The organism is Sphingomonas sp., assembly GCF_039595165.1.
In the GTDB taxonomy this organism is placed as follows: Bacteria; Pseudomonadota; Alphaproteobacteria; order Sphingomonadales; family Sphingomonadaceae; genus Sphingomonas.
The window spans coordinates 1-20,859 of sequence record NZ_JBCNMA010000052.1; the positions used below are offsets into that span (position 1 = coordinate 1).

At 68.1% G+C, this 20,859-nt stretch carries 19 protein-coding genes and 1 pseudogene; 9 read left to right on the forward strand and 11 right to left on the reverse strand.

Features of this window, described 5'->3' with window-relative positions; all coding sequences use genetic code 11:
- Both ABDV68_RS10625 and recA read right to left on the reverse strand, forming a co-directional pair.
- Positions 1 to 259 (reverse strand): annotated as a pseudogene (locus tag ABDV68_RS10625) (hypothetical protein); the annotation flags it as partial.
- Positions 260 to 542: 283 nt separating this feature from the next.
- Positions 543 to 1,622 (reverse strand): recombinase RecA, encoded by a 1,080-nt coding sequence (gene recA / locus ABDV68_RS10630; RefSeq protein ID WP_343519885.1) that lies wholly within the window; start codon positions 1,620 to 1,622, stop codon positions 543 to 545.
- A 141-nt stretch (positions 1,623 to 1,763) separates the two neighbouring features.
- Here recA and ABDV68_RS10635 point away from each other — a divergent pair, with 141 nt between their 5' ends.
- Genes ABDV68_RS10635 through ABDV68_RS10655 form a run of 5 tightly spaced genes read left to right on the forward strand, consistent with a single transcriptional unit; the run spans position 1,764 to position 5,094 of the window.
- On the forward strand, positions 1,764 to 2,321 hold the full coding sequence (locus tag ABDV68_RS10635) for a DNA-3-methyladenine glycosylase I (RefSeq protein ID WP_343519887.1): 558 nt from the start codon (positions 1,764 to 1,766) through the stop codon (positions 2,319 to 2,321).
- Between the two features lie 43 nt (positions 2,322 to 2,364).
- Positions 2,365 to 2,829 (forward strand): Rrf2 family transcriptional regulator, encoded by a 465-nt coding sequence (locus ABDV68_RS10640; RefSeq protein WP_343519889.1) that lies wholly within the window; start codon positions 2,365 to 2,367, stop codon positions 2,827 to 2,829.
- Complete coding sequence (locus tag ABDV68_RS10645) at positions 2,819 to 3,514, forward strand: class I SAM-dependent methyltransferase (protein ID WP_343519890.1); 696 nt, start codon at positions 2,819 to 2,821, stop codon at positions 3,512 to 3,514. The genes ABDV68_RS10640 and ABDV68_RS10645 overlap by 11 nt, the downstream gene beginning before the upstream one ends.
- Before the next feature lie 48 nt (positions 3,515 to 3,562).
- The gene (locus ABDV68_RS10650) at positions 3,563 to 4,576 is read left to right on the forward strand and encodes an adenosine deaminase (protein WP_343519891.1); all 1,014 of its coding nucleotides are present in this window, start codon (positions 3,563 to 3,565) and stop codon (positions 4,574 to 4,576) included.
- A complete protein-coding gene (locus tag ABDV68_RS10655; RefSeq protein WP_343519893.1) occupies positions 4,576 to 5,094 on the forward strand; it encodes a phosphoribosyltransferase family protein in 519 nt (172 codons plus the stop codon). Before ABDV68_RS10650 ends, ABDV68_RS10655 begins: the two co-directional genes overlap by 1 nt.
- Here ABDV68_RS10655 and ABDV68_RS10660 read toward each other — a convergent pair.
- From ABDV68_RS10660 to dapA, 6 genes are all read right to left on the reverse strand, one after another.
- The gene (locus ABDV68_RS10660) at positions 5,091 to 5,441 is read right to left on the reverse strand and encodes a response regulator (protein WP_343519894.1); all 351 of its coding nucleotides are present in this window, start codon (positions 5,439 to 5,441) and stop codon (positions 5,091 to 5,093) included. The genes ABDV68_RS10655 and ABDV68_RS10660 overlap by 4 nt on opposite strands.
- Positions 5,442 to 5,483: 42 nt before the next feature.
- Positions 5,484 to 7,874 (reverse strand): response regulator, encoded by a 2,391-nt coding sequence (locus ABDV68_RS10665; protein WP_343519895.1) that lies wholly within the window; start codon positions 7,872 to 7,874, stop codon positions 5,484 to 5,486.
- A gap of 204 nt (positions 7,875 to 8,078) precedes the next feature.
- Positions 8,079 to 10,130 (reverse strand): M13 family metallopeptidase, encoded by a 2,052-nt coding sequence (locus tag ABDV68_RS10670; protein WP_343519896.1) that lies wholly within the window; start codon positions 10,128 to 10,130, stop codon positions 8,079 to 8,081.
- 225 nt (positions 10,131 to 10,355) lie between these two features.
- A complete protein-coding gene (locus tag ABDV68_RS10675) occupies positions 10,356 to 10,865 on the reverse strand; it encodes a DUF2062 domain-containing protein (protein ID WP_343519905.1) in 510 nt (169 codons plus the stop codon).
- 43 nt (positions 10,866 to 10,908) lie between these two features.
- Positions 10,909 to 11,391, reverse strand: a complete 483-nt coding sequence (gene smpB / locus ABDV68_RS10680) for an SsrA-binding protein SmpB (protein WP_066575278.1) — start codon at positions 11,389 to 11,391, stop codon at positions 10,909 to 10,911.
- 198 nt (positions 11,392 to 11,589) lie between these two features.
- The gene (dapA, locus tag ABDV68_RS10685) at positions 11,590 to 12,471 is read right to left on the reverse strand and encodes a 4-hydroxy-tetrahydrodipicolinate synthase (RefSeq protein ID WP_343519897.1); all 882 of its coding nucleotides are present in this window, start codon (positions 12,469 to 12,471) and stop codon (positions 11,590 to 11,592) included.
- Between the two features lie 71 nt (positions 12,472 to 12,542).
- Here dapA and ABDV68_RS10690 point away from each other — a divergent pair, with 71 nt between their 5' ends.
- The 4 genes from ABDV68_RS10690 (at position 12,543) to ABDV68_RS10705 (ending at position 17,700) form a co-directional block, all read left to right on the forward strand.
- On the forward strand, positions 12,543 to 14,552 hold the full coding sequence (locus tag ABDV68_RS10690; RefSeq protein ID WP_343519906.1) for a lytic transglycosylase domain-containing protein: 2,010 nt from the start codon (positions 12,543 to 12,545) through the stop codon (positions 14,550 to 14,552).
- Between the two features lies 1 nt (position 14,553).
- A complete protein-coding gene (locus tag ABDV68_RS10695; RefSeq protein WP_343519899.1) occupies positions 14,554 to 14,970 on the forward strand; it encodes a GNAT family acetyltransferase in 417 nt (138 codons plus the stop codon).
- Complete coding sequence (greB, locus tag ABDV68_RS10700; protein ID WP_343519900.1) at positions 14,967 to 15,449, forward strand: transcription elongation factor GreB; 483 nt, start codon at positions 14,967 to 14,969, stop codon at positions 15,447 to 15,449. The genes ABDV68_RS10695 and greB overlap by 4 nt, the downstream gene beginning before the upstream one ends.
- 121 nt (positions 15,450 to 15,570) lie before the next feature.
- On the forward strand, positions 15,571 to 17,700 hold the full coding sequence (locus tag ABDV68_RS10705; RefSeq protein WP_343519901.1) for a TonB-dependent siderophore receptor: 2,130 nt from the start codon (positions 15,571 to 15,573) through the stop codon (positions 17,698 to 17,700).
- A gap of 201 nt (positions 17,701 to 17,901) precedes the next feature.
- Here the strand turns inward: ABDV68_RS10705 and ABDV68_RS10710 are convergent, their stop codons facing one another.
- From ABDV68_RS10710 to ABDV68_RS10720, 3 genes are all read right to left on the reverse strand, one after another.
- A complete protein-coding gene (locus tag ABDV68_RS10710) occupies positions 17,902 to 18,552 on the reverse strand; it encodes a hypothetical protein (RefSeq protein WP_343519902.1) in 651 nt (216 codons plus the stop codon).
- Between the two features lie 3 nt (positions 18,553 to 18,555).
- Entirely contained in the window at positions 18,556 to 19,947 is a 1,392-nt protein-coding gene (locus ABDV68_RS10715) for an L-serine ammonia-lyase (RefSeq protein WP_343519903.1), read from the reverse strand.
- Between the two features lie 51 nt (positions 19,948 to 19,998).
- On the reverse strand, positions 19,999 to 20,859 hold an 861-nt coding region (locus ABDV68_RS10720; RefSeq protein ID WP_343519904.1), incomplete at its 5' end, for an amino acid--tRNA ligase-related protein.

Consider the following 20,859-nt stretch of genomic DNA (forward strand, 5'->3'; position numbering starts at 1 on the left):
GAAGCTGGCGTCCTACTTCGGCCACTCCCAAACCCGTCACATTGTCCGTCGGTCCCGGCCGCTTGCCGCTACCGTCGCCGGCAACGCGGCGCCAGCGCAGGCCGCTGGCGGTGACGTTCCACCCGTTGCCGCCATGCCGCTCGGCCAGCGCGAGCATCTGGCGATTGTGCCAGGCCGTATCTTGCGAGAGGTCCGGCGCCGCTTCCTGAGCGGCGGCGGACACCGGCATCACGGCAAGTGCGCAACCCAATGCGATCATCGAAAGTCCGGATATCCCCCGCGCCACGTCGCTCTCCAATCTGCCATCGATGCGCCGATCGTATCGGCGGGCCTGCCGGTCAGCCAGTGCGAAAAGCCCGACCGCAGCTGCTTGTCAAAGCCGAAAGACCCGGCGCGTGGGGCGCCGGGCCTTCCGATGGGAAGCTGGTCCCGTGACCGCCGCCGCCCATCACGGTGCGGCGCGGCCCAATCCTGTTCGCCGGGGCAATTTGCGCCCGAAGTTGACGAAGTTACGCACAACCGCGCGCAACCTGTCGCCTTTGTCACGCCTCGCCGTCGTCGTCCTCGGCATCCGGCCCGGTCATCATCTCCTCGGCGACCTGCGCGGTACGGTTGCGGATCGCCGCCTCGAGCCGGGCGCAGAGGTCCGGATTGTCCTTGAGGAAGGTCTTGGCGTTCTCGCGACCCTGGCCGATGCGGACGCTGTCGTAGCTGAACCACGCGCCCGACTTCTCGACCAGCCCGGCCTTGACGCCGAGGTCGAGGATCTCGCCGATCTTGGAGATGCCCTCGCCATACATGATGTCGAATTCGACCTGCTTGAACGGAGGCGCGACCTTGTTCTTCACCACCTTCACGCGCGTGGTGTTGCCGATGATGTCGTCGCGGTCCTTGATCTGGCCGGTGCGGCGGATGTCGAGGCGGACCGAAGCGTAGAATTTGAGCGCGTTGCCGCCGGTCGTGGTCTCCGGGTTGCCGTACATCACGCCGATCTTCATGCGCAGCTGGTTGATGAAGATCACCATGCAGCGCGAGCGGCTGATCGAGCCGGTGAGCTTGCGCAGCGACTGCGACATGAGACGCGCCTGCAGGCCGACATGGCTGTCGCCCATTTCGCCCTCGATCTCGGCGCGGGGCACCAGTGCGGCGACCGAATCGACCACCAGCACGTCGATCGCATTCGAGCGGACCAGCGTGTCGGTGATCTCGAGCGCCTGCTCGCCGGTGTCGGGCTGCGAGACGATCAGCTCGTCGATATCGACGCCGAGCTTCTTGGCGTAGACCGGGTCGAGCGCATGCTCGGCGTCGACGAACGCCGCGACGCCGCCATTCCTCTGCGCTTCGGCGATGACGTGCAGCGCGAGCGTGGTCTTACCCGAGCTTTCCGGGCCATAGACCTCGATCACGCGGCCGCGCGGCAGACCGCCGACACCGAGCGCGATGTCGAGCCCGAGCGAACCGGTCGAGATCGCCTCGACCTGCATCGCCTCGCGTGAGCCGAGCTTCATCGCGCTGCCCTTGCCAAAGGCGCGGTCGATCTGCGCGAGTGCGGCGTCGAGCGCCTTCTGCTTGTCCGAAGAAATCGCCATGTTGCCGTCGATCACCTTGAGGGAAGCTGCCATCCGAAGTCTCCGTCGCTAGAGGCTTTGCGCCCTATCTTCAACATGCCTGTCGTCATGTGCGTTGCCGGTTGTGTATAACATTTGTTCCGGTAGAACAAGAGTGGAACGATCTTTTTTTGTTCTCATCCTTGGAGGGCGCCGATGAACGAACTCGAACGCTGCCGCTGGGCGCAGGGGGATCCGCTGATGGCGGCCTATCACGACACCGAATGGGGCGTGCCGGTGCGCGATTCGCGGCTGTTGTGGGAGATGCTGATGCTGGAGGGGTTCCAGGCCGGCCTGTCCTGGTCGATCATCCTCAAGCGCCGCGCGAGCTTCCGCGCCGCCTTCGCCGGCTGGGATCCCGGGAAGGTCGCGGCGTTCGGTGCGGCCGATATCGAACGGCTGATGGCCGATCCCGGCATCATCCGCGCCCGCGCCAAGATCGAGGCCGCGATCGGCAACGCCCGCGCCTATCTCGCCTTTGGCGAGCAGGGCGAGGATTTCGGCGCCTGGGCATGGGAGCTGGCCGGAGGCGCGCCGGCGAGGGGCGACGGTGTGACCTTTCCCGCCAAGACCGCGGCCTCCGAGGCGGTCTCGAAAGCGCTGAAGGCGCGCGGCTTCAAGTTCGTCGGGCCGGTGATCGTCTATGCCTGGATGCAGGCGGTCGGCATGGTCAACGACCATGCGAAGGGCTGCTTCCGGCGCGACACGACATGATCGCGGGTTGACGCCCGCGCCGTCACGTATCATTTAAAGTTACATGATTCGCGACAGCCGCCTGTCGGGTGTTCTGCACCTGCTGATCCACCTTGCCGACCATGACGGGCCGATGCCGTCGGAGCTGCTGGCCAAGGCGATGGACACCAATCCGGTCGTGATCCGGCGCATCCTCGCGGGGCTGCGCGAGCGCGGCCATGTGCGCTCGGAAAAGGGACATGGCGGCGGCTGGACATTGGTGCGCGGGCTGGACGAGATCACCCTGCTCGACGTCTATGAGGCGCTCGGCCGCCCTGCCCTGCTCGCCATCGGCAACCGTTCGGAGCAGCCCAGATGCCTGGTCGAACAGGCGGTCAACGCCGCGCTGGACGACACCTTCGCCGCCGCGGAAGCGCTGATGCTCGAGCGGCTGAAGCGCGTGACGCTCGCCGATCTCCAGGCCGATTTCCGCGTCCGGCTCGCGGCGCGCCCCACGCATTGCGAAAAGGAACATCCCCATGGCCGCTGACGGCGCGCAGAAATTCCTCGACAAGTTCGCCGATCCGGCTGCCGTCGCCAACTATGCCGCGAACCCGCCGCGCTTCGTGCCCGGCTTTGCCGACCTCCACCGCATGACCGGAATCCTGCTCGCCGAACAGGTGCCGGACGACGCCCACATCCTGGTGCTCGGCGCGGGCGGCGGGCTCGAGCTTCACGCGCTCGCCAGCGCCTATCCCCGCTGGCGCTTCACCGGCGTCGATCCGGCGCGTGCGATGCTCGATCTGGCGGCGCAGGCGCTGGGGGCCGATGCCGGCCGCGCCGAGCTGGTCGAGGGCTATATCGACGACGCGCCGCCGGGCCCGTTCGACGGCGCGGTGTGCCTGCTGACGCTGCATTTCCTCGCCGCCGAAGAGCGCACCCGCACCGTCGCGGCGATCCGCGCCCGGCTCAAGCCGGGCGCACCGTTCGTCGCCGCGCATGGCAGCTTCCCACAGGACGCCACCAGCGGCCAGTGGCTCGATCGCTACGCCGCATTCGCGGTCGCGTCGGGCGTCGACCGCGAACATGCGTCGGGCGCGCGCGAGGCGGTGAGCACCGCGGTCAACATGCTCGCGCCCGAGGCCGACGAAGCCGTGTTGCGAGCCGCGGGGTTCCGCGACGTCACGCCCTTCTACATGGCCTTCACCTGGCGCGGCTGGGTCGGCTACGCCTGACCTTCGCGCACGCTTGCCCTTGCCGCCGGTTCGCGCGATCCTCCGGCCATGAACGACCTCTCCGCCTTCATCGCGGGCCTGCCCAAGGCCGAGCTGCATCTGCATATCGAGGGCAGCCTCGAGCCCGAGCTGATGTTCGCGCTGGCGAAGCGCAACAAGATCGAGATCCCCTTCGACAGCGTCGAGGCGGTGCGTGCGGCCTACAGCTTCTCGCGGCTGCAGGATTTCCTCGACATCTATTATGCCGGCGCCGACGTGCTGCGCACCGAGCAGGATTTCCATGATCTCGCCGACGCCTATTTCGCGCGCGCGACGGCGGACGGAGTGGTCCATGCCGAGATCTTCTTCGACCCGCAGACGCATACCGACCGCGGTATCCCGTTCCAGGTGGTCGCCGACGGCCTGCTCGGCGCGATGCGCGAAGCTGAGGCGAAGCATGGCCTCACCTCGAAGCTGATCCTCTGCTTCCTGCGCCATCTCGACGAGGACGCCGCGTTCGCGACGCTCGAGGCGGCCGAGCCTTGGCTCGACCGGATCGCGGGCGTCGGCCTCGATTCGTCGGAGGTGGGCCACCCGCCCGAGAAGTTCGCGCGCGTGTTCGCCGCCGCCGGCGACATGGGCCTCAAGCGCGTCGCCCATGCCGGCGAGGAAGGTCCGCCCGACTATGTGTGGCAGGCGCTGGACCTGCTGCGGATCGACCGGCTCGATCACGGCAACCGCAGCCTCGAGGACCCCGCACTGGTCCGGCGGCTGGTGGACGAGGGCATGACGCTGACCGTCTGCCCGCTCTCCAATCTGAAGCTGTGCGTGGTGGACACGATGGCCGACCACCCGCTCGACCGGATGCTGGCGGAGGGGCTTCGCGCCACGGTCAATTCCGACGATCCGGCCTATTTCGGCGGCTATGTCGCGGACAATTACCGCGCGGTCGCCGCCGCGCGCGGGCTGGGCAAGGCGGAGCTCGCGACGCTGGCGCGCAACAGCTTCACCGGCTCGTTTCTCGACGATGCCGCGAAGGCCGCGCATCTCGCGCACCTCGACGCGTTCGTGGCGACGCAGTGATGCCGGTCTTCACGCCGATCCCGCACGAACAGTTCGTCGCAGACGTGCTCGCGATCGCCGCGGCGATCCATGCCGATGCGGATTGGAGACCCGATTTCATCATCGGCATCGGCCGCGGCGGGCTCGCCCCGGCGGTCTATCTCAGCCACGCCACGGGCATGTCGATGCTGTCGGTCGACCACAGTTCGCAAGTCCATGACTTCGCCGACGCCCCGCTCGAGCGGCTCGCAGCGCGTACCCGCGCAGGCGAACGGTTGCTGTTCCTCGACGACATCAACGACAGCGGCGCGACCATCGCCAAGTTGCGCGCCAAGCTCAGGGAGGCCGGTGCGGCGCCCGGCGCGATCCGCTTCGCGACCTTGCTCGACAATGCGACCTCGAGCCAGCGGGTCGAATATGCCGCGCGGACGATCGACCGCACGGTGACCAAGGACTGGTTCGTGTTCCCCTGGGAAGCGGTGGCGCCCGCCGCCGCGATCGCGGCCGATGCGGCGGAAATGCCCGAGCGAACCGCCTAGAGCCGGCCGAACGCCTGCTCGATCGCGTCCATCGTGTAAGGCTTGGCCAGCACCGGGCGGTGCCTGTGCCCGTCGGCGATCATGTCGTCCCCGCCCCCGGTGGCGACGAGGAACGGGATTCCCGCCTCCGCCAGCGCATCGGCGACCGGCCAGCATTTCTCGCCGCCGTTGAGATGCACGTCGACGATCGCCGCGTCGATGCCGCCCGCGGCGACCAGGGGCAGCGCGGTCGAGACGCTGTCCGCGACGCCCGCGACCTGCTTGCCGAGGATGCCCAGGAAATCCTCGAGCATCATCGCGATCAGCGGTTCGTCTTCGACGACAAGAATGCGTTGGGGTCCGGACATCGCCTGCGGGCTTTGCCGGAAAAGTAGCGTTGCGCCAAGAACTTATTTCGAGGTCAGAACGGCGCGCGCGGCCTCGGCGAGCTGCTGGACCGAGAAGGGCTTGGGCAGGAAGGCGACATTGTCGAGGTCGATCGACTTGCGCAGCTGCTCCTCGGCATAGCCCGACATGAAGATGATCTTGAGGTCGGGGTATCGCCTGCGCGCATGGCGTACCATCGTCGGCCCGTCCATCGTCGGCATCACCACGTCCGTGATCAGCAGGTCCGGCTTCTGCGACGTCGCGAGCAGCTCGAGCGCGGCCTCGCCATTCTCGGCGGTGAGCACGGTATAGCCTTGGCGCGCCAGCGCGCGCTCGGCGACGGCGCGGACCATCGCCTCGTCCTCGACCAGCAGCACCGTGCCGCTGCCCCACAGATCGCCCTGTACCGGCTTGGCCGCGGGCGCCTTGGCCGCGGCCACGTCCCCCGCGGCGTGGACGGGTAGATAGATGGTGAACACCGCGCCGGTCCCCTTGGGGCTCTCGGCGAAGATATAGCCGCCCGACTGCTTGATGATGCCGTAGACGGTCGACAGGCCGAGGCCCGTCCCCTTGCCCACTTCCTTGGTGGTGAAGAACGGCTCCCAGATATGCGCGAGCACGTCGGCGGGAATGCCGGTGCCGGTGTCGGAGATGCGCAGCGCGGTATAGTCGCCGACCGGCAGCACGTCGTCGTCCATCGCGCGCACCTCGTGCGCGGGCACGCCGAAGGTCTCGATGGTGAGCGTCCCGCCGCCATTGGGGCTCTTGGTGAGCATCGCGTCGCGCGCATTGACGGCGAGGTTGACCACGACCTGCTCGAGCTGACCCGGATCGGCGCGCACCGGCCCCAGATTGCGGCCATGGTTGACCACGAGCTCGACCGTCTCGCCGAGCAGGCGCTTGAGCAGGTTCGACACTTCCGAGATCACGTCGGGCAGCTGCAGCAGCTGCGGGCGCAGCGTCTGCTGGCGCGAGAAGGCGAGCAGCTGGCGGGTGAGCGCGGCGGCGCGGTTGGAGTTGATCAGGATCTGCTGGATGTCGTCATAGTCGCTGTCGCCCGGCGCGTGGCGCATCAGCATCAGGTCGCAATGGCCGATGATCGCGGTGAGGATGTTGTTGAAGTCGTGCGCGACGCCGCCGGCGAGCTGGCCCACCGCCTGCATCTTGGTCGCCTGCGCGACCTGGCGCTTGAGCCGTCCCTCCTCGCCGGCATCCTTGAGGCTGAGCAGCACCGCCGCCTCGCCGAGGCCGCGCGCGGCGGCGATCGAGATCGCGACGCCCTCGTCCGGGGCCTCGGCGAAGCGCACCGTCATGTCGATCGAATGCGCGGCGCCGGCGGCGAAGCGGCGGATCGCGTCGGCGAGCGCGGCCTTGTCCTCGCGCACCACCAGGTCGCCGGGATACAGCGGCGGGTTGGCGGCGTTGACGTGCGCGGCGCGGACGAAGGCGTCGTTCATATGGACGAAGCGCCCGTCGCCGCCGACCAGCGCGACCCCCGACGGCAGCAGCGAGATCAGCGAGCGGACATGCGCGCCCGCAGTGTCGCCGATCGCGGGGTGCGGGATCGCGAGCTCGTCGTCGAGCAACGCGACCAGCATCGGCGCGTTGTCGCCGTCGAGGAACGGGATTTCGAGCACGCGCAGCGGGGTGCCCGACAGGCCCTCGCGCTCGAAGCGGACGATGCCGAGATTGTCGGTGATGAGGAAGCGGGTGAAGTCGCGCCCCTCGATCATCGCGCCCTCGGCGCCCATCGCGCGCAGCCGCAGCACGCGGTTGGCGGCGCGCACCCGGCCATCGGCGCCGAGCAGCGCCATCATGATCCCGGCGCTGCCGAGACGGTCGCCCGAGCCGCCCGCGACCAGCGCCTGCGCTTGCTTGGCGAGGTCGACCACGTCGGTGCCGGCGAAGCGCCACACCAGCATCGAATCGCCGACGCGGGTGATATGCGCGGTGAGCTTGGTGCCTGCCGCATCGAACGCGCCGCTCGAGGCGGTGCCGTCGCGCCACGCCGCACGGCCGGCGGTGCCGAGCTGTGCCGAGACCCATTCGCCCGGCACCACGCCGGGCGGCGCGGGATAGCTCGGGAACAGCGTCCCGAACCGCTCATTGGCGCAGACCAGGCGCCCGGCGCGATCGGTGACGGCGAGCGCGTCGCTGCTCATCGACGCCAGCGTATGTGCGACCGACCAGTCGACCGCGGGCTCGTCGGCCTTGGCCGCGGGCAGCAGCCGCGCGGCGAGGAACACGCCGCCCGCGATCACCAGCGCGCCGGCGAGGAACCCCGCGGCGACCATCGTCGAGGCGGTGAGCCATAGCGCGATGCCCGCCGCCGCTGCGCCCGCCGCGAGCGCGACGATCAGCGGCGTGGCGGCGGAGCGGCGGTCTTCATCGAAGGGAACGGGACGCGAGGCCATCGCCTCCTTTCCCGTCCCCCCGCGTCAGCGTCAAGCGCTGAACCTTCTGTCCTCCCCCGCCAGGGGGAGGCGGCGCCGAAGGCGACGGAGGGGAGGACAGCGACGTCTTCGAACCCGCAGCGCACCGCTTCCGCTCCCTCGGTCAGGCTGCGCCTGCCACCTCCCCCTGGCGGGGGAGGACTCGCGGACCGGGTCGCCTCCGGCTCACCAGATGCGAACGCGCTTTGCCGGGTCGAGATACAGTTTCTGCCCGTCCTTGGCGCCGAACGCGCCGTACCAGGGGTCGAGGTTGCGCACGACCCAGGCGCGCTGGATCGACGGTGCGTGCGGATCGGTCAGCAGCCGCTGGCGCAGATTCGCCTCGCGATAGTTGCGCCGCCAGATCTGCGCCCAGCCGAGGTAGAAGCGCTGGTCCGCGGTGAAGCCGTCGATCACCGGGGGCTTCTTGCCGCCCAGCGAATGCTGATAGGCGTCGTACGCGATGGTGAGGCCGGCGAGGTCGCCGATATTCTCGCCCAGCGTGAACTCGCCCTTCACATGCTCGCCCGGCAGTGCCTCATAGGCGTCGTACTGCGCGACCAGCGCCTTGCCCGCCGCCTCGAACGCCTTGGTATCCTCCGGCGTCCACCAGTCGCTGAGCTCGCCCTTCTCGTTGTACTTGGCGCCCTGGTCGTCGAAATGGTGGCTGATCTCGTGCCCGATCACGGCGCCGATGCCGCCATAGTTGACCGCGGGGTCGGCCTTGGGATCGAAGAAGGGCGGCTGCAGGATCGCCGCCGGGAACACCACCTCCATCATGCCGAAATTGGCATAGGCGTTGATGGTCTGGGACAGCATCCCCCATTCCCATTTGCGCACCGGGCCGCCGAGCTTGTCGACCATGTACTGGAAGTCGAACTGGTTCGATCGCACCGCGTTGCCGAACAGGTCGTCGGTCTTGACCTCGAGCCCGGAATAGTCGCGCCAGCGGTCGGGATAGCCGATCTTGACGGTGAAGTTCTTGAGCTTGGCCTTGGCGCGCGCCTTGGTCTGCGGCTGCATCCACTCGAGCGCATCGATCCGCCGGCCCATCGCGTCGAGCACGTTGGCGACGAGCTTGTTCATCTCCGCCTTGTACTCGGGCGGGAAGTAGCGCGCGGCATACTCCTTGCCGACCGCCTCGCCGAGCGCGCCCTCGGTAAAGGTCACCGCGCGCTTCCAGCGCTCTTCGCGCTGGGGCGTGCCCTGAAGCGCCGTGCCGTAGAAGGCGAAGCTCTCGTTCGCGACCGCATCGGGCAGGTAGTTGGACAGGCCGTCGAGGCTGCGCAGCAGCATCTGGTCCTTGAGCACGTCGAGCGACGCCTGGTCCATGATCTGCGCGATGCCCTTGACCGCGCTGGGCTGGCCGATCAGCACCTCGGTGATCTTGGGGCTGATCGCCTTGAGCATCGCCGGCATGTCGAGCGTCGGCGATGAGAACTCGCCGGTCTGCGCCAGCGTGAACTTGTTGTAGGCCTTGACCGCGTCCGACGCGTCCTCGCGGGTCCACTGGACCTTGGCGATCTGGGTTTCCAGGTCCATCACCGCCTGGGCGCGCGCCTCGGCGTTCGCCTCGCCCGCCAGTGTCAGCATCTTGGCGAGGTGTGCCACGTACGCCGTGCGGATCGCCGCCATCTTGGGGTTGTCGACCAGATACATGTCGCGGTCGGGAAGCCCGGTACCACCCTGGTAGATGGTGAAGATGTAGTTCTCGGGGAGCTTGTCGTCCTGGCCGACATAGCCGCCGAACGGGCCGTTGATCCCCATCTTCGCGGCCTCGACCACGAGCGCCGAGTAGCCGGCCTTGCTGTCGAGCGCCTTGACCTTGCCGAGCCACGGCTGGATCGGCGCCAGCCCCCTGGTCTCGACCGCCGCGGTGTTGAGATAGCTCGCATAGGCGCGGCCGATCATGCTGTTCGCGTCGCCCTTCACCGCGTCGAGGATCCCGCGCACGCGCTGCTTCGACAGGTCGTCGAGCGCGGTGAACATGCCGTAGTTCGACTTGTCGGCCGGGATCGGCGTGGCCTTGGCCCACGCGCCGTTGGCGAAGGTGTAGAAGTCGTCGCCGGGCTGGACGGCCTTGTCCATGCCCTTCTCGTCGAAGCCGAAGCTGCCGAGCTGCGGCTTGGAGCCGGTTTCCGCGGCGGGTGCCGGCGCGGGGGCCTCGCGCGCCGAAAGCGCGGTAGTGCCGGCCAGCGCGGTGCCGGCGAGAAGGACGGAAGTCAGGAAGAGACGCATCGATGCACCTTTCGGGAGAGTCGGATGCGCGTGTCTTACGCCGATGATACGCCCGATCAAGTGTCAGCGGTTACTTGCTGGCCTCGGAGTAATCCTCCCCGCCAGGGGGAGGTGGCGCGCGCAGCGCGACGGAGGGGGAGGACGCGAGCCGCCGACGGTCTGGAATCCGCCCCCTCCGTCAGCTTCGCTGACACCTCCCCCTGGCGGGGGAGGATTGGAAATGGCTCAACGAGCCGCCCGCGCCGCGATCCGCTTGCGCCATTTGCGTGCGATCCACAGCCGCCAGCCCACCGCGCTCGCCACATAGCCCAGGATCGAGGCGGCGATGGTGATCGTCACCAGCCCGGTGATCAGCGCCGGCCCCGCCTCCGACCACAGCCAGTTGAGCCAGCTGTCGTTCGCGACGTGAGTCGCGATCGGCTGACCCGGCACGGTGGCATCAAAGTGCAGGATCTTGCGCCCGACCCAATAGGCGAACGCCCAGAGCGGCGGCGTGGTCAGCGGGTTGGTGAGGAAGGTGGTCAGCGACGCGGTCGGGATGTTCGCGCGGAACGGCAGCGCCAGCAGCGCCGAGAAGAAGATCTGCGCCACCGGGATCATGATCCCCGTGACCATGCCCAGCGCGACGCCGCGCGGCACCGAGCGACGAGTGAAGCGCCACAGCTCGGGCGCGAGGACGCGGTGCGCGACGGGGCGGAGCCACTTGTTCTGCTCCATCGATTCCCGCGTCGGCATGTTGCGGTCCGCCCAGGCCCGCACGCGGTCCCAGAAGGTCGGCTTAGCCACGGTCGCGGAGGAGCCTTCCCTGTTCACGCTTCCAGTCCCGCTCCTTGATCGACTCGCGCTTGTCGTGAGTCTTCTTGCCCTTCGCCAACGCCAGCTCCACCTTCGCGCGGCCACGCGAGTTGAAGTAGATCGACAACGGCACCAGGGTCATCCCCTCGCGTGCTACCGCGCCGTGAAGCTTCTCTATCTGCCGCAGATGAAGGAGCAATTTACGGGGCCGCTTGGGCTCGTGGTTGAAGCGGTTGCCGTGGCTGAACTCGGGGATGTTGGCGTTGACCAGCCAGGCCTGCTCGCCGCGGATCTCGGCATAGCTCTCCGCGATCGATCCCTCGCCGAAGCGCAGCGCCTTCACCTCGGTACCCTGAAGCGCGATGCCGGCTTCGTACACGTCCTCGATGAAATACTCGAACCGCGCCTTGCGGTTCTCGGCGACGATCTTCTTCTTGTCGAATTCGGTGGGACGCGGGCGAGCCATAAGGAGGCGCGATGTAGGGCCGTGGCGGGATAAAGGGAAGCGGAGGACGTCAGATAATCCCGGTAACCGCAAAACCTGATCCGTCACCCCGGCCCTGAGCCGGGGCCGGGCTTCTTCTCGCGCCGTCCATGTCTCGCATGTCCGCTTGCGGCCAGATCAGCTCGGCCCCGGCTCAGGGCCGGGGTGACGATATCAAGATCAAACGAGGCCCGCTGCCTCCATCGCCGCGTCCACCGCAGCTTTGCTCGCGTCGCTCGGTTCGACCATCGGCAGTCGCAGCTCGGCCGAGATCTGGGGCTTGAGCTTGTTGACCGCATACTTCACCGGCCCCGGCGAGGCGTCGGTGAACAGCGCGAGGTGCAGCGCGAACAGCCGGTCGTGCAGCGCCAGCGCGAGCGCGGTGTCGCCCTCCGCCCACGCCGCCTGGAACCGCGCGCACAGCTTCGGCGCGACATTGGCGCTGACCGAGATGCATCCCGCCCCGCCCATCGCGTTGAACGCCAGCGCCGTCTCGTCATTGCCCGAGAGCTGGGCGAGCTCCCCCCGCAGCGCGGCGCGATGGCGCGAGACGCGCGTGAGGTCGCCGGTCGCGTCCTTGATCGCGACGAACTTGCCCGGGAAGGCCTGGACGATGCGGATCACCGTCTCGGGCTGGATGTCGGTGACGGTACGGCCCGGCACGTTGTAGAGTACGATCGGCAGCTCGCATTCGGCCGCGACCGCCTCGAAATGGCGGAAGATGCCTTCCTGGCTCGGCCGGTTGTAGTAGGGCGGGACCATCAGCACCACGTCGGCGCCGGCTTCCTGCGCTGCCTTGACGTTGCCGATCGCGACTCGCGTATCGTTCGAGCCGGCGCCGGCGATCACCGGGACGCGGCCGCGGACCTGGTCGGCGCACACGCGCACCACCTCGAAATGCTCGTCCTTGGTCAGCGTCGCCGCCTCGCCCGTGGTGCCGACCGGCACCAGCGCCGACGAGCCCTCGGCGATCTGCCACTCGACGAAATCGCGGAACACGTCCTCGGCGAAGTCGCCGTTACGGAACGGGGTAATCAGGGCGGGTATCGATCCAGTGAGCATCTGCGCGAAAAAGCCCCAATCTTCCGAAAATCGGGGTGGCCAATAGGCGCCGGTCGCGTATCATGTCCAGCATGCTTGCCTCTTTGTTCAGAAGCGGGCTTCTGCTCGCCGGCGTATCGGGTGTCGCGGTCTCCTCCCAGGTCGTGCAGGACGGAGTCGAATATTACGGGGCGCAGTTCGCCGCGCTGGCCGCCTCGCCGCAGCTCGTCCCGGCGACGAGCTCGTCGCTCCAGTATAATCTCGACCAGTGGAAGCGGCTGCAGCAGTCCGACCGCTGGCCGTTCACCGACTATGCGAACTTCCTGCTCGCCCACCCCGGCTGGCCCGGCGAGACGAGCCGGCGCGCCGCGGCGGAGACCACGCTCGGCTCGGGCGCCGAGGCCCCTGCCCTGGTCGTGCGCTTCTTCGATCGCTTTCCGCCGCTGACAGCGGCAGGCCGGGTGCGCTTCGCCGAGGCGCTCGCCGCCTCCGGCCGCCGTGCCGACGCCGACGAGCAGGCGCGGCGGGCATGGCGCAGCGGCGCGCTGCGGCCGGCCGACGAAAGCGCGATCCTCTCGGGTTTCCCCGGTGCGCTGACCGCGGCGGATCACGACGCGCGGATGGACGCGCTGCTGTGGCAGGATTCGCGCACCGCCGCCGCGCGCCAGGTGACCTTCACCTCACCGCAGAACCGCGCGCTGTTCGAGGCGCGGCTCGCGATGCAGAGCAACTGGCCCGATGCCGCCGCCAGGGCCTCGGCGGTCGAGGCAGTCGGCGCGCGCGATCCCGGCTTCATCGCCGACCGCGCGATGTGGTTCCGCAACAATGGCGCGAGCGGCTCGGCGCGCTCGCTGCTCGCCCGCCCGCGCAGCCTCGCCACGCTGCCCGGCAATGTCGAGGAATGGTACGAGGTGTTGCTCGTCAACGCCCGCGCGGCGGAGAGCGACGGCCAGTACAGCGTCGCCTATGCCATCGCCTCGCAGGTCGACGACGCCCTTCCGCCCGGCGCCGACGTCGCGGCGATGGGGCTCGGCATCCGCGACGACTATACCAGCCTGGTCTGGCTCGCGGGTACCGTCGCGATGCAGAAGCTGCGGCGCCCAGCCGACGCGGTGATGATGTTCGACCGCTATTCGCGCGGCAGCCGCACCCCGACCACTCAGTCGAAGGGCCTTTACTGGGCGGGCCGCGCCGCCGAAGCCGCGGGACAGAGCGACGCGGCTCAAGACTATTACCGGCGCGCCACCGCCTTCTCGGACCTCTATTACGGCCAGCTCGCCGCCGAGCGGCTGGGCCTCGTGTTCAAGGCGCCGCCGCCCGCCGACCTCACCCGTGCGACCCCGGCGGGACGCAGCGCGTTCTACAATCGCGAGGTGGTGCGGGCCGCGCAGATGCTCGGCACGCTCGGGCGCTGGCAGGACCAAAGCCTGTTCGTCCGCCAGATCGCCGCGGACGCGACCACCGGCGAGGATCATGCGCTAGCCACCGAGCTCTCGCGCACGATGGGCCGGCCCGACCTCGGCGTGATGATCGGGCGCAGTGCGCTGCTCAACGGGCTCACCGACTACACCGTCGCCGGCTACCCTTCCGTGCGCGTGCCGGCGGGCCAGGAGAGCTATTTCACGATCATCCACGCCATTGCGCGGCAGGAGAGCCAGTTCGACAAGCAGGCCGTGAGCCATGCCGGCGCGCGCGGGCTGATGCAGCTGATGCCCGGCACCGCGCGCGAGACCGCGGGCAAGCTCGGGCTCAGCTACAACATGGCCTCGCTGACGAGCGACACCGACTACAACATCCGGCTCGGCTCGACCTATTTCCAGCGCATGCTGAACTATTATGGCGGCAGCTATCCGCTCGCGGTCGCCGCCTATAACGCAGGCCCGGGCAATGTGAACAAATGGCTGCGCGCCAATGGCGACCCGCGCACCGGCAGCATCGCGATGGTCGACTGGGTCGAGGCGATCCCGATCTACGAGACCAAGAATTACGTCCAGCGCGTGCTCGAGAATGCGGTGGTCTACGACCTGCTCCATCCCAATTACGCGCGGTCGCGCGGTCCGGCCAATCTGAGCTGGTATCTCGGCAAGAGCCGCCCCGGCTGACGTGATCGAGGTCCTTCCGTACCAGGACGCGCAGTTCGGCGAAGTCGATGGGCTGTGGCGCACGGTCTTTCCAGAGGATCCGCCGCACAGCCACGCCGCCGTCGCGGTGCCGCAGAAGCTCGCCACGCAGCGCGAGTTGTTCCTCGTCGCGGTCGAGCATGGGCGCGTGCTCGGCACCATCCTCGCCGGCTATGACGGGCATCGCGGCTGGCTCTACAAGCTAGCGGTCCACCCCAATGCGCGTCGCTGCGGGATCGGCGAAAAGCTCGTCCGCGCCGCCGAGAAGCGCCTCGCCGCGCTCGGCTGCGTCAAGGTCAACCTCCAGGTCCGCGACACCAACCGCGAAGCCGCGCGCTTCTGGGCGCAGATGGGCTATGGCGAGGAACCACGCATCTCGATGGGCCGCAGCCTCGCATGACCGATCGCCCCAACTACATCACCCCCGCCGGCTATTCCGCGCTCAAGGCCGAATATGACGCGCTGTTCGGCGGCGAGCGGCCCAGGCTGGTCGAGACGATCGCCTGGGCGGCGGGCAATGGCGACCGCTCCGAGAATGGCGATTACATCTACGGGCGCAAGCGGCTGCGCGAGATCGACCGGCGGCTCGGCTGGCTGTCCAAGCGGATGAAGGCCGCCAAGGTGATCGATCCGTCGCGGCAGGAGGACAGGTCGCGCGTCTGGTTCGGCGCCACCGTCACCATCGCCGACGAGGACGACAATCATCGCACCCTCGCCTTCGTCGGCGACGACGAGGCGGATGCGGGCAAGGGCCTGGTCGGCTGGAACGCGCCGCTCGCCCGTGCCTTGCGCGGCGCCGCGATCGGCGACCTGCGCCGCGTGGTGCTGCCCGCGGGCGAGAAGGAATATGAAGTGATCTCCATCACCTATCCCAGCTGAATTCTTGCAAATAAGATTGACTCGCAATAGCGGTCATGCTGTGGGCGCCCGCATCGCGCCGCGCTGACCCGCACCCCTCCCTTGTGACGGTGATCCGGCGCCGATCTGGAAGGGGAATTTCATGAAGACGACGTATCGCCTGCTCACCACCGCGGCGCTGGTGCTGATCCCGACCGCGGCGCTGGCGCAGGAGGAAGCGGCGGACGAGAAGGCGAAGACCGACGAGATCGTCGTCTATGGCCGCGGCGAGCAGGACAACAGCCTCGCCACCGGGCTTTCGCTCTCGCCGCGCGAGACGCCGCAGTCGATCAGCGTCATCACGCGCGAGCAGATGGAGGACCAGGCGGTCACCAACATCGCCGACGCGCTCGCCTACACCACCGGCATCTCGGTCAAGGCGGTCGATCGCGGCCGCAACATGCTCGCCGCGCGCGGCTTCGAGATCACCAACTTCCAGATCGACGGCGCGCCCTTCACGACCGGCAATATCGGGCTCGAGGAGAATAGCAGTGCGATCTACGAGCGGATCGAGGTGATCCGCGGCGCCAACGGCCTGACCCAGGGCGCGGGCGAGCCCTCGGCGACGATCAACCTGGTGCGCAAGCACGCCACCTCGCCCGACCTCAAGCTCGATTTCAGCCTCGAGGCGGGGTCGTGGGGCCGGATGGCCGCGACTGCCGACATCAGCTCGCCTCTCGCCGCGGACGGCGCGGTGCGCGGACGCCTTGTCGCGCAATATTATACGCAGGATTCGTTCATCGATATCGAGCAGACCCAAGGCTATCTGCTCTACGGCGTGATCGACGCCGATCTCGGCGCGAACACGCGCATCAGCCTGGGGGCGAGCTATTCGCGCGACGATCGCGACGGCATCCTGTGGGGGCAGCTGCCCTATTGGCACAGCGACGGATCGCGCACCGACTGGCCGCGCTCGAAGACCACCGGCGCGCAGTGGAACTTGTGGAACACGGTCGAGACCACCGCTTTCGTAGCGATCGAGCAGCGGCTGGGCAGCGACTGGTCGCTGCGCGGCGACGTCAGCTATCACCGGCAGGACGAGGAATCGAAGCTGCTCTGGACGACCGGCTATCCCGACCCGGTCACTGGCGTGGGGATCAACGCCGAGGCCTATTGGTATGAGTCCAAGCCGGAGCAATGGCATGCCAGCGCCTCGCTCAAGGGCGGTTTCGACCTGTTCGGACGGCGGCACGAGCTGATCCTCGGCGGCAGCTATCGGCATCTCAAGGGCGGCTGGACCAACCGCGACCCCGACCCCGCCACGGTCGCCCCGGTCGGCGACTTCAACCTGTGGGACGGCGACACCTATCCCGAGCCGTCATGGGGCCCGCGCTACCGGATGAGCGGCTTCGGCACGACCGAGCAATATGCCGTCTATGGCGCGACGCGCCTCCAATTGCTCGATCAGCTCAAGCTGATCGCCGGCGGCCGGTTCAGCTGGTGGGAACGCAACGAGGAAGAGGCGCTCTACACGCCCGCGCCCTATACCATTCGCCACAACGCCAAGTTCACGCCCTATGCCGGCCTGATCCTCGACCTGACGCGCAACCTGTCAGCCTATGTGAGCTACACGAGCATCTTCAACCCGCAGGACTACAGAGACGTCAATCAGGACTATCTCCCCCCGCTGGTCGGCAACAATTACGAGGCCGGGCTCAAGGGCGAGTGGATGGGCGGCCGCCTGCGCGCCTCGGCGGCGATCTTCCGCATTGAGCAGGACAATTTCCCGCGGTTCGCGGGGACCGATCCCGACACCAATCAACCCTATTACGAGCCCGCGCCGGGCACAGTCTCGGAGGGCTATGAAGCCGAGATCGCGGGCGAGATCGTCAAGGGCTGGGACCTGAGCCTCGGCTGGAGCGCCTTCCGCGCCGAGGATGCCGACGGGCTGCCGGTGCAGGCGCACCACCCGCGCAAGGTGCTGCGCATGGCAACGCGCTACGATTTCGGCGGCGTGCTCGACGGGCTCAGCATCGGCGGCTCGGCGCGCTGGGAGAGCCGCCCGCCCAAGACCGCGGTTAATCCCGCGTCGGGCGCGACGGAGAATGTCGGACAGCCGGCCTATCTGCTGGTCAACGCCATGGCGCGCTATGCGCTTGACGAGCATGTCTCGCTGCAGGTCAACGTCAACAACCTGTTCGACAAGCATTATTTCAACAACAATTTCTGGTTCGACGGCTTCGTCTATGGCGAGCCGCGGAACGTCCGCGCGACACTGCGCTTCCAGTTCTGATTGTGGCTCCAATCCTCCCCCGCCAGGGGGAGGTGACAGGCGCAGCCTGACGGAGGGGGCGGACGGCGGGACCTTCGTTTCCTACCCCTCCGTCGCCTTCGGCGAGTGTCAGGTCGGATCGTCCCCCGGACGATCCTTGACCGTGCGGGGCACGATCAACCTGACACTCCCCCTGGCGGGGGAGGATTATATTGGTTTCGCCTATTCAAGCTTGGCGATCTTCTTGCCCGCGGCCTTCCACCGGTCGCTGTTGGTCAGCGCCGAGGCCTCGATCTTTAGCTTCGCGCAGCCCGGCAGCCCGCGGATGATCGCGCGCAGATTGTCCGCCAGCGCGGGCGGCATCCAGGGATTGAGCACCAGCCGCGTGATCGAGCCGAGGTCGATCCCGATCGGCAGCGACAGCTTGGGCTCGTCGAAACAGGTCGCGACGATCCGCCATTCGCGCTCGTCGCTATAGCCCTCGCGCTTGACGAACGGGAGCCGGTGCGCGTCGGCCGGTGTCAGCGCTTCCAGCTGCTTGACCTGAAGGTAGTCGACCGGTCCCGCGACAAGGCGCGGGCCTGCGCCCACCGCCATTTCCAGCGCCGCCTTCTCGAACTCGATGCACACGCCCTCCATCCCCTGGGTGAAGACGCGCCAGTGATGATAGGTCTCGCTCGCCATCGCGAAGCACAGAGCGAGCACCGACTTGGCGTCGGCGTGAGCGCGATAGAGCTCCATGAACTCGACATCGTTGGTGTCGTCCCATTTCGCAGGGCTGAGCAGCACCAGCCGCTGGTGGACGAGCGAATCGAGCGCGCTCGACAAGGTCGTGTAGCGCCGCACGAACTTGTCGAGCGTCCGCGTGGCCATGCCTCAGCAAGCCACCACGTTGACCGCCAGCCCGCCCTGCGCGGTCTCCTTGTACTTGGAGCGCATGTCCTCGCCGGTCTGGCGCATCGTCTCGATCACCGCGTCGAGGCTGACGACATGGCTGCCGTCGCCGTGCATCGCGAGATAGGCGGCGTTGATCGCCTTGATCGCGCCCATCGTGTTGCGCTCGATGCACGGGATCTGCACGAGCCCGCCGATCGGGTCGCAGGTCAGGCCGAGATTATGCTCCATGCCGATCTCGGCGGCATTCTCGATCTGCGCATTGGTCGCACCGAGCGCTGCGGCGAGGCCCGCCGCCGCCATCGAGCAGGCGACGCCGACCTCGCCCTGGCAGCCCATCTCGGCGGCCGAGATCGAGGCGCGCTTCTTGTAGAGGAAGCCGATCGCCGCCGCCGTCAGCAGGAAGGTGCGCGCGCCGGCCGGCGTCGGCGAGGCGCAGAAGGTCTCGTAATAACGCAGCACCGCCGGGATCACCCCCGCCGCGCCGTTGGTCGGCGCGGTGACGACACGCCCGCCCGCGGCATTCTCCTCGTTCACCGCCAGCGCCCACAGGCTCACCCAGTCGAATACCAGCGACGGGTCCGCGCGCGGGCCGCGTGCCACCAGCCGCTGGTGCAGGTCGCGCGCGCGGCGTTTGACGTTGAGCCCGCCGGGAAGCTCGCCTGCCCCGCGCATCCCGCGCTCGATGCACGCCGACATCGCCGCGCGCAGCGAATCGAGGAAGGCGTCGGTCTCGGCATCGTCGCGCCAGGCGGCCTCGTTGGCGCGGACGATATCGGCGATCGACACGCCCTTCTCTTCCGCCACCGCGAGCAGCTCGGCGCCCGAGGAGAAGTTCATCGGCAAGGTGACATTCGAGCGTGGTGGCTCGCATCCGCCCTCGACCACCGCGCCGCCGCCGATCGAGTACCAGAAGGTCTCGTAGGGCTCGCCCTCGGCATAATGCGCGACGAAGCGCATGCCGTTGGGGTGCGCGGGCAGAAACTTGTCGGCGCGGAAGATCAGGTGCGTGCCCTCGACGAAGGGCACCGGCACCAGCCCGCCGAGCGACAGCCGCTGCTCGGCGCGGATCGTCGCGACGATGCTCGCCACCGCGTCGGGATCGACGCTTTCGGGCTGGTGCCCGGCGAGACCGAGGATAATCGCCGTGTCGGTGGCGTGGCCCTTGCCGGTCAGCGCGAGCGAGCCGAACAGCTCGCACGAGACCGAGACCGGCGTGCCGCGATCGAGCGCCGCGTCGGCGAACGCGTGGGCCGCGCGCATCGGCCCTACGGTGTGCGAGCTCGACGGACCGATGCCGATGGTGAACAAGTCGGCGAGGCCGATCGTCGCCTCGACCCGCGGCCGCGCCGCCATTCCCGAACCGTCGAGCATCAAGTCCCTCCAATGGGCGGCGGTTTGGTCCGCCTGCCCTTGTCGGGCGCCTTATTCGGCCGGGGCGACGCCCGGCGCAAGCCGGATGTGCAGTTCCTTGAGCTGCTTGTCGCTGACGGTCGAGGGCGCCTGCATCATCAGATCCTCCGCCTTCTGGTTCATCGGGAAGACGATGACCTCGCGGATGTTCGGCTGATCGGCCAGCAGCATGACGATGCGGTCGACGCCCGGCGCCGACCCGCCATGCGGCGGCGCGCCATACTTGAACGCGTTGATCATGCCCGCGAAGTTGGTGTCGACCTGTTCCTTGCTGTATCCGGCGATCTCGAACGCCTTGTACATGATCTCCGGCCGATGGTTCCGGATCGCGCCCGACGACAGCTCCACGCCGTTGCAGACGATGTCGTACTGGTAGGCCAGGATATCGAGCGGATCCTTGGACTCCAGCGCCTCCAGCTCGCCCTGCGGCATGCTGAAGGGGTTATGGCTGAAGTCGACCTTCTTCGCCTCCTCGTCGTACTCGAACATCGGGAAATCGACGATCCAGCAGAATTCGAACCGGCTCTGGTCGATCAGTTCGAGCTGCTCGCCGACGCGCGTGCGGGCGAGGCCGGCCAGCTTGGCCGCCTGGGCTTCCTTGCCGGCGGCGAAGAAGATGCCGTCGTTGGGGCCGAGCCCGAGCGCCTCGGCGATCGCCTTCATGCCCTCCTGACCGTGGTTGTTGGCGATCGGACCGCCGAACACGCCGTCCTTCTGCGTGACGTAGCCGAGACCGGGGAAACCCTCCGACTGCGCCCAGGCGTTCATGTCGTCGAAGAACTTGCGGCTCTTCTCCGCCGTATTCGGCGCAGGAATCGCCCGGACCACGTCGCCCGCCTCGACCATCGAGGCAAAGCGGCTGAAGCCCGAGTA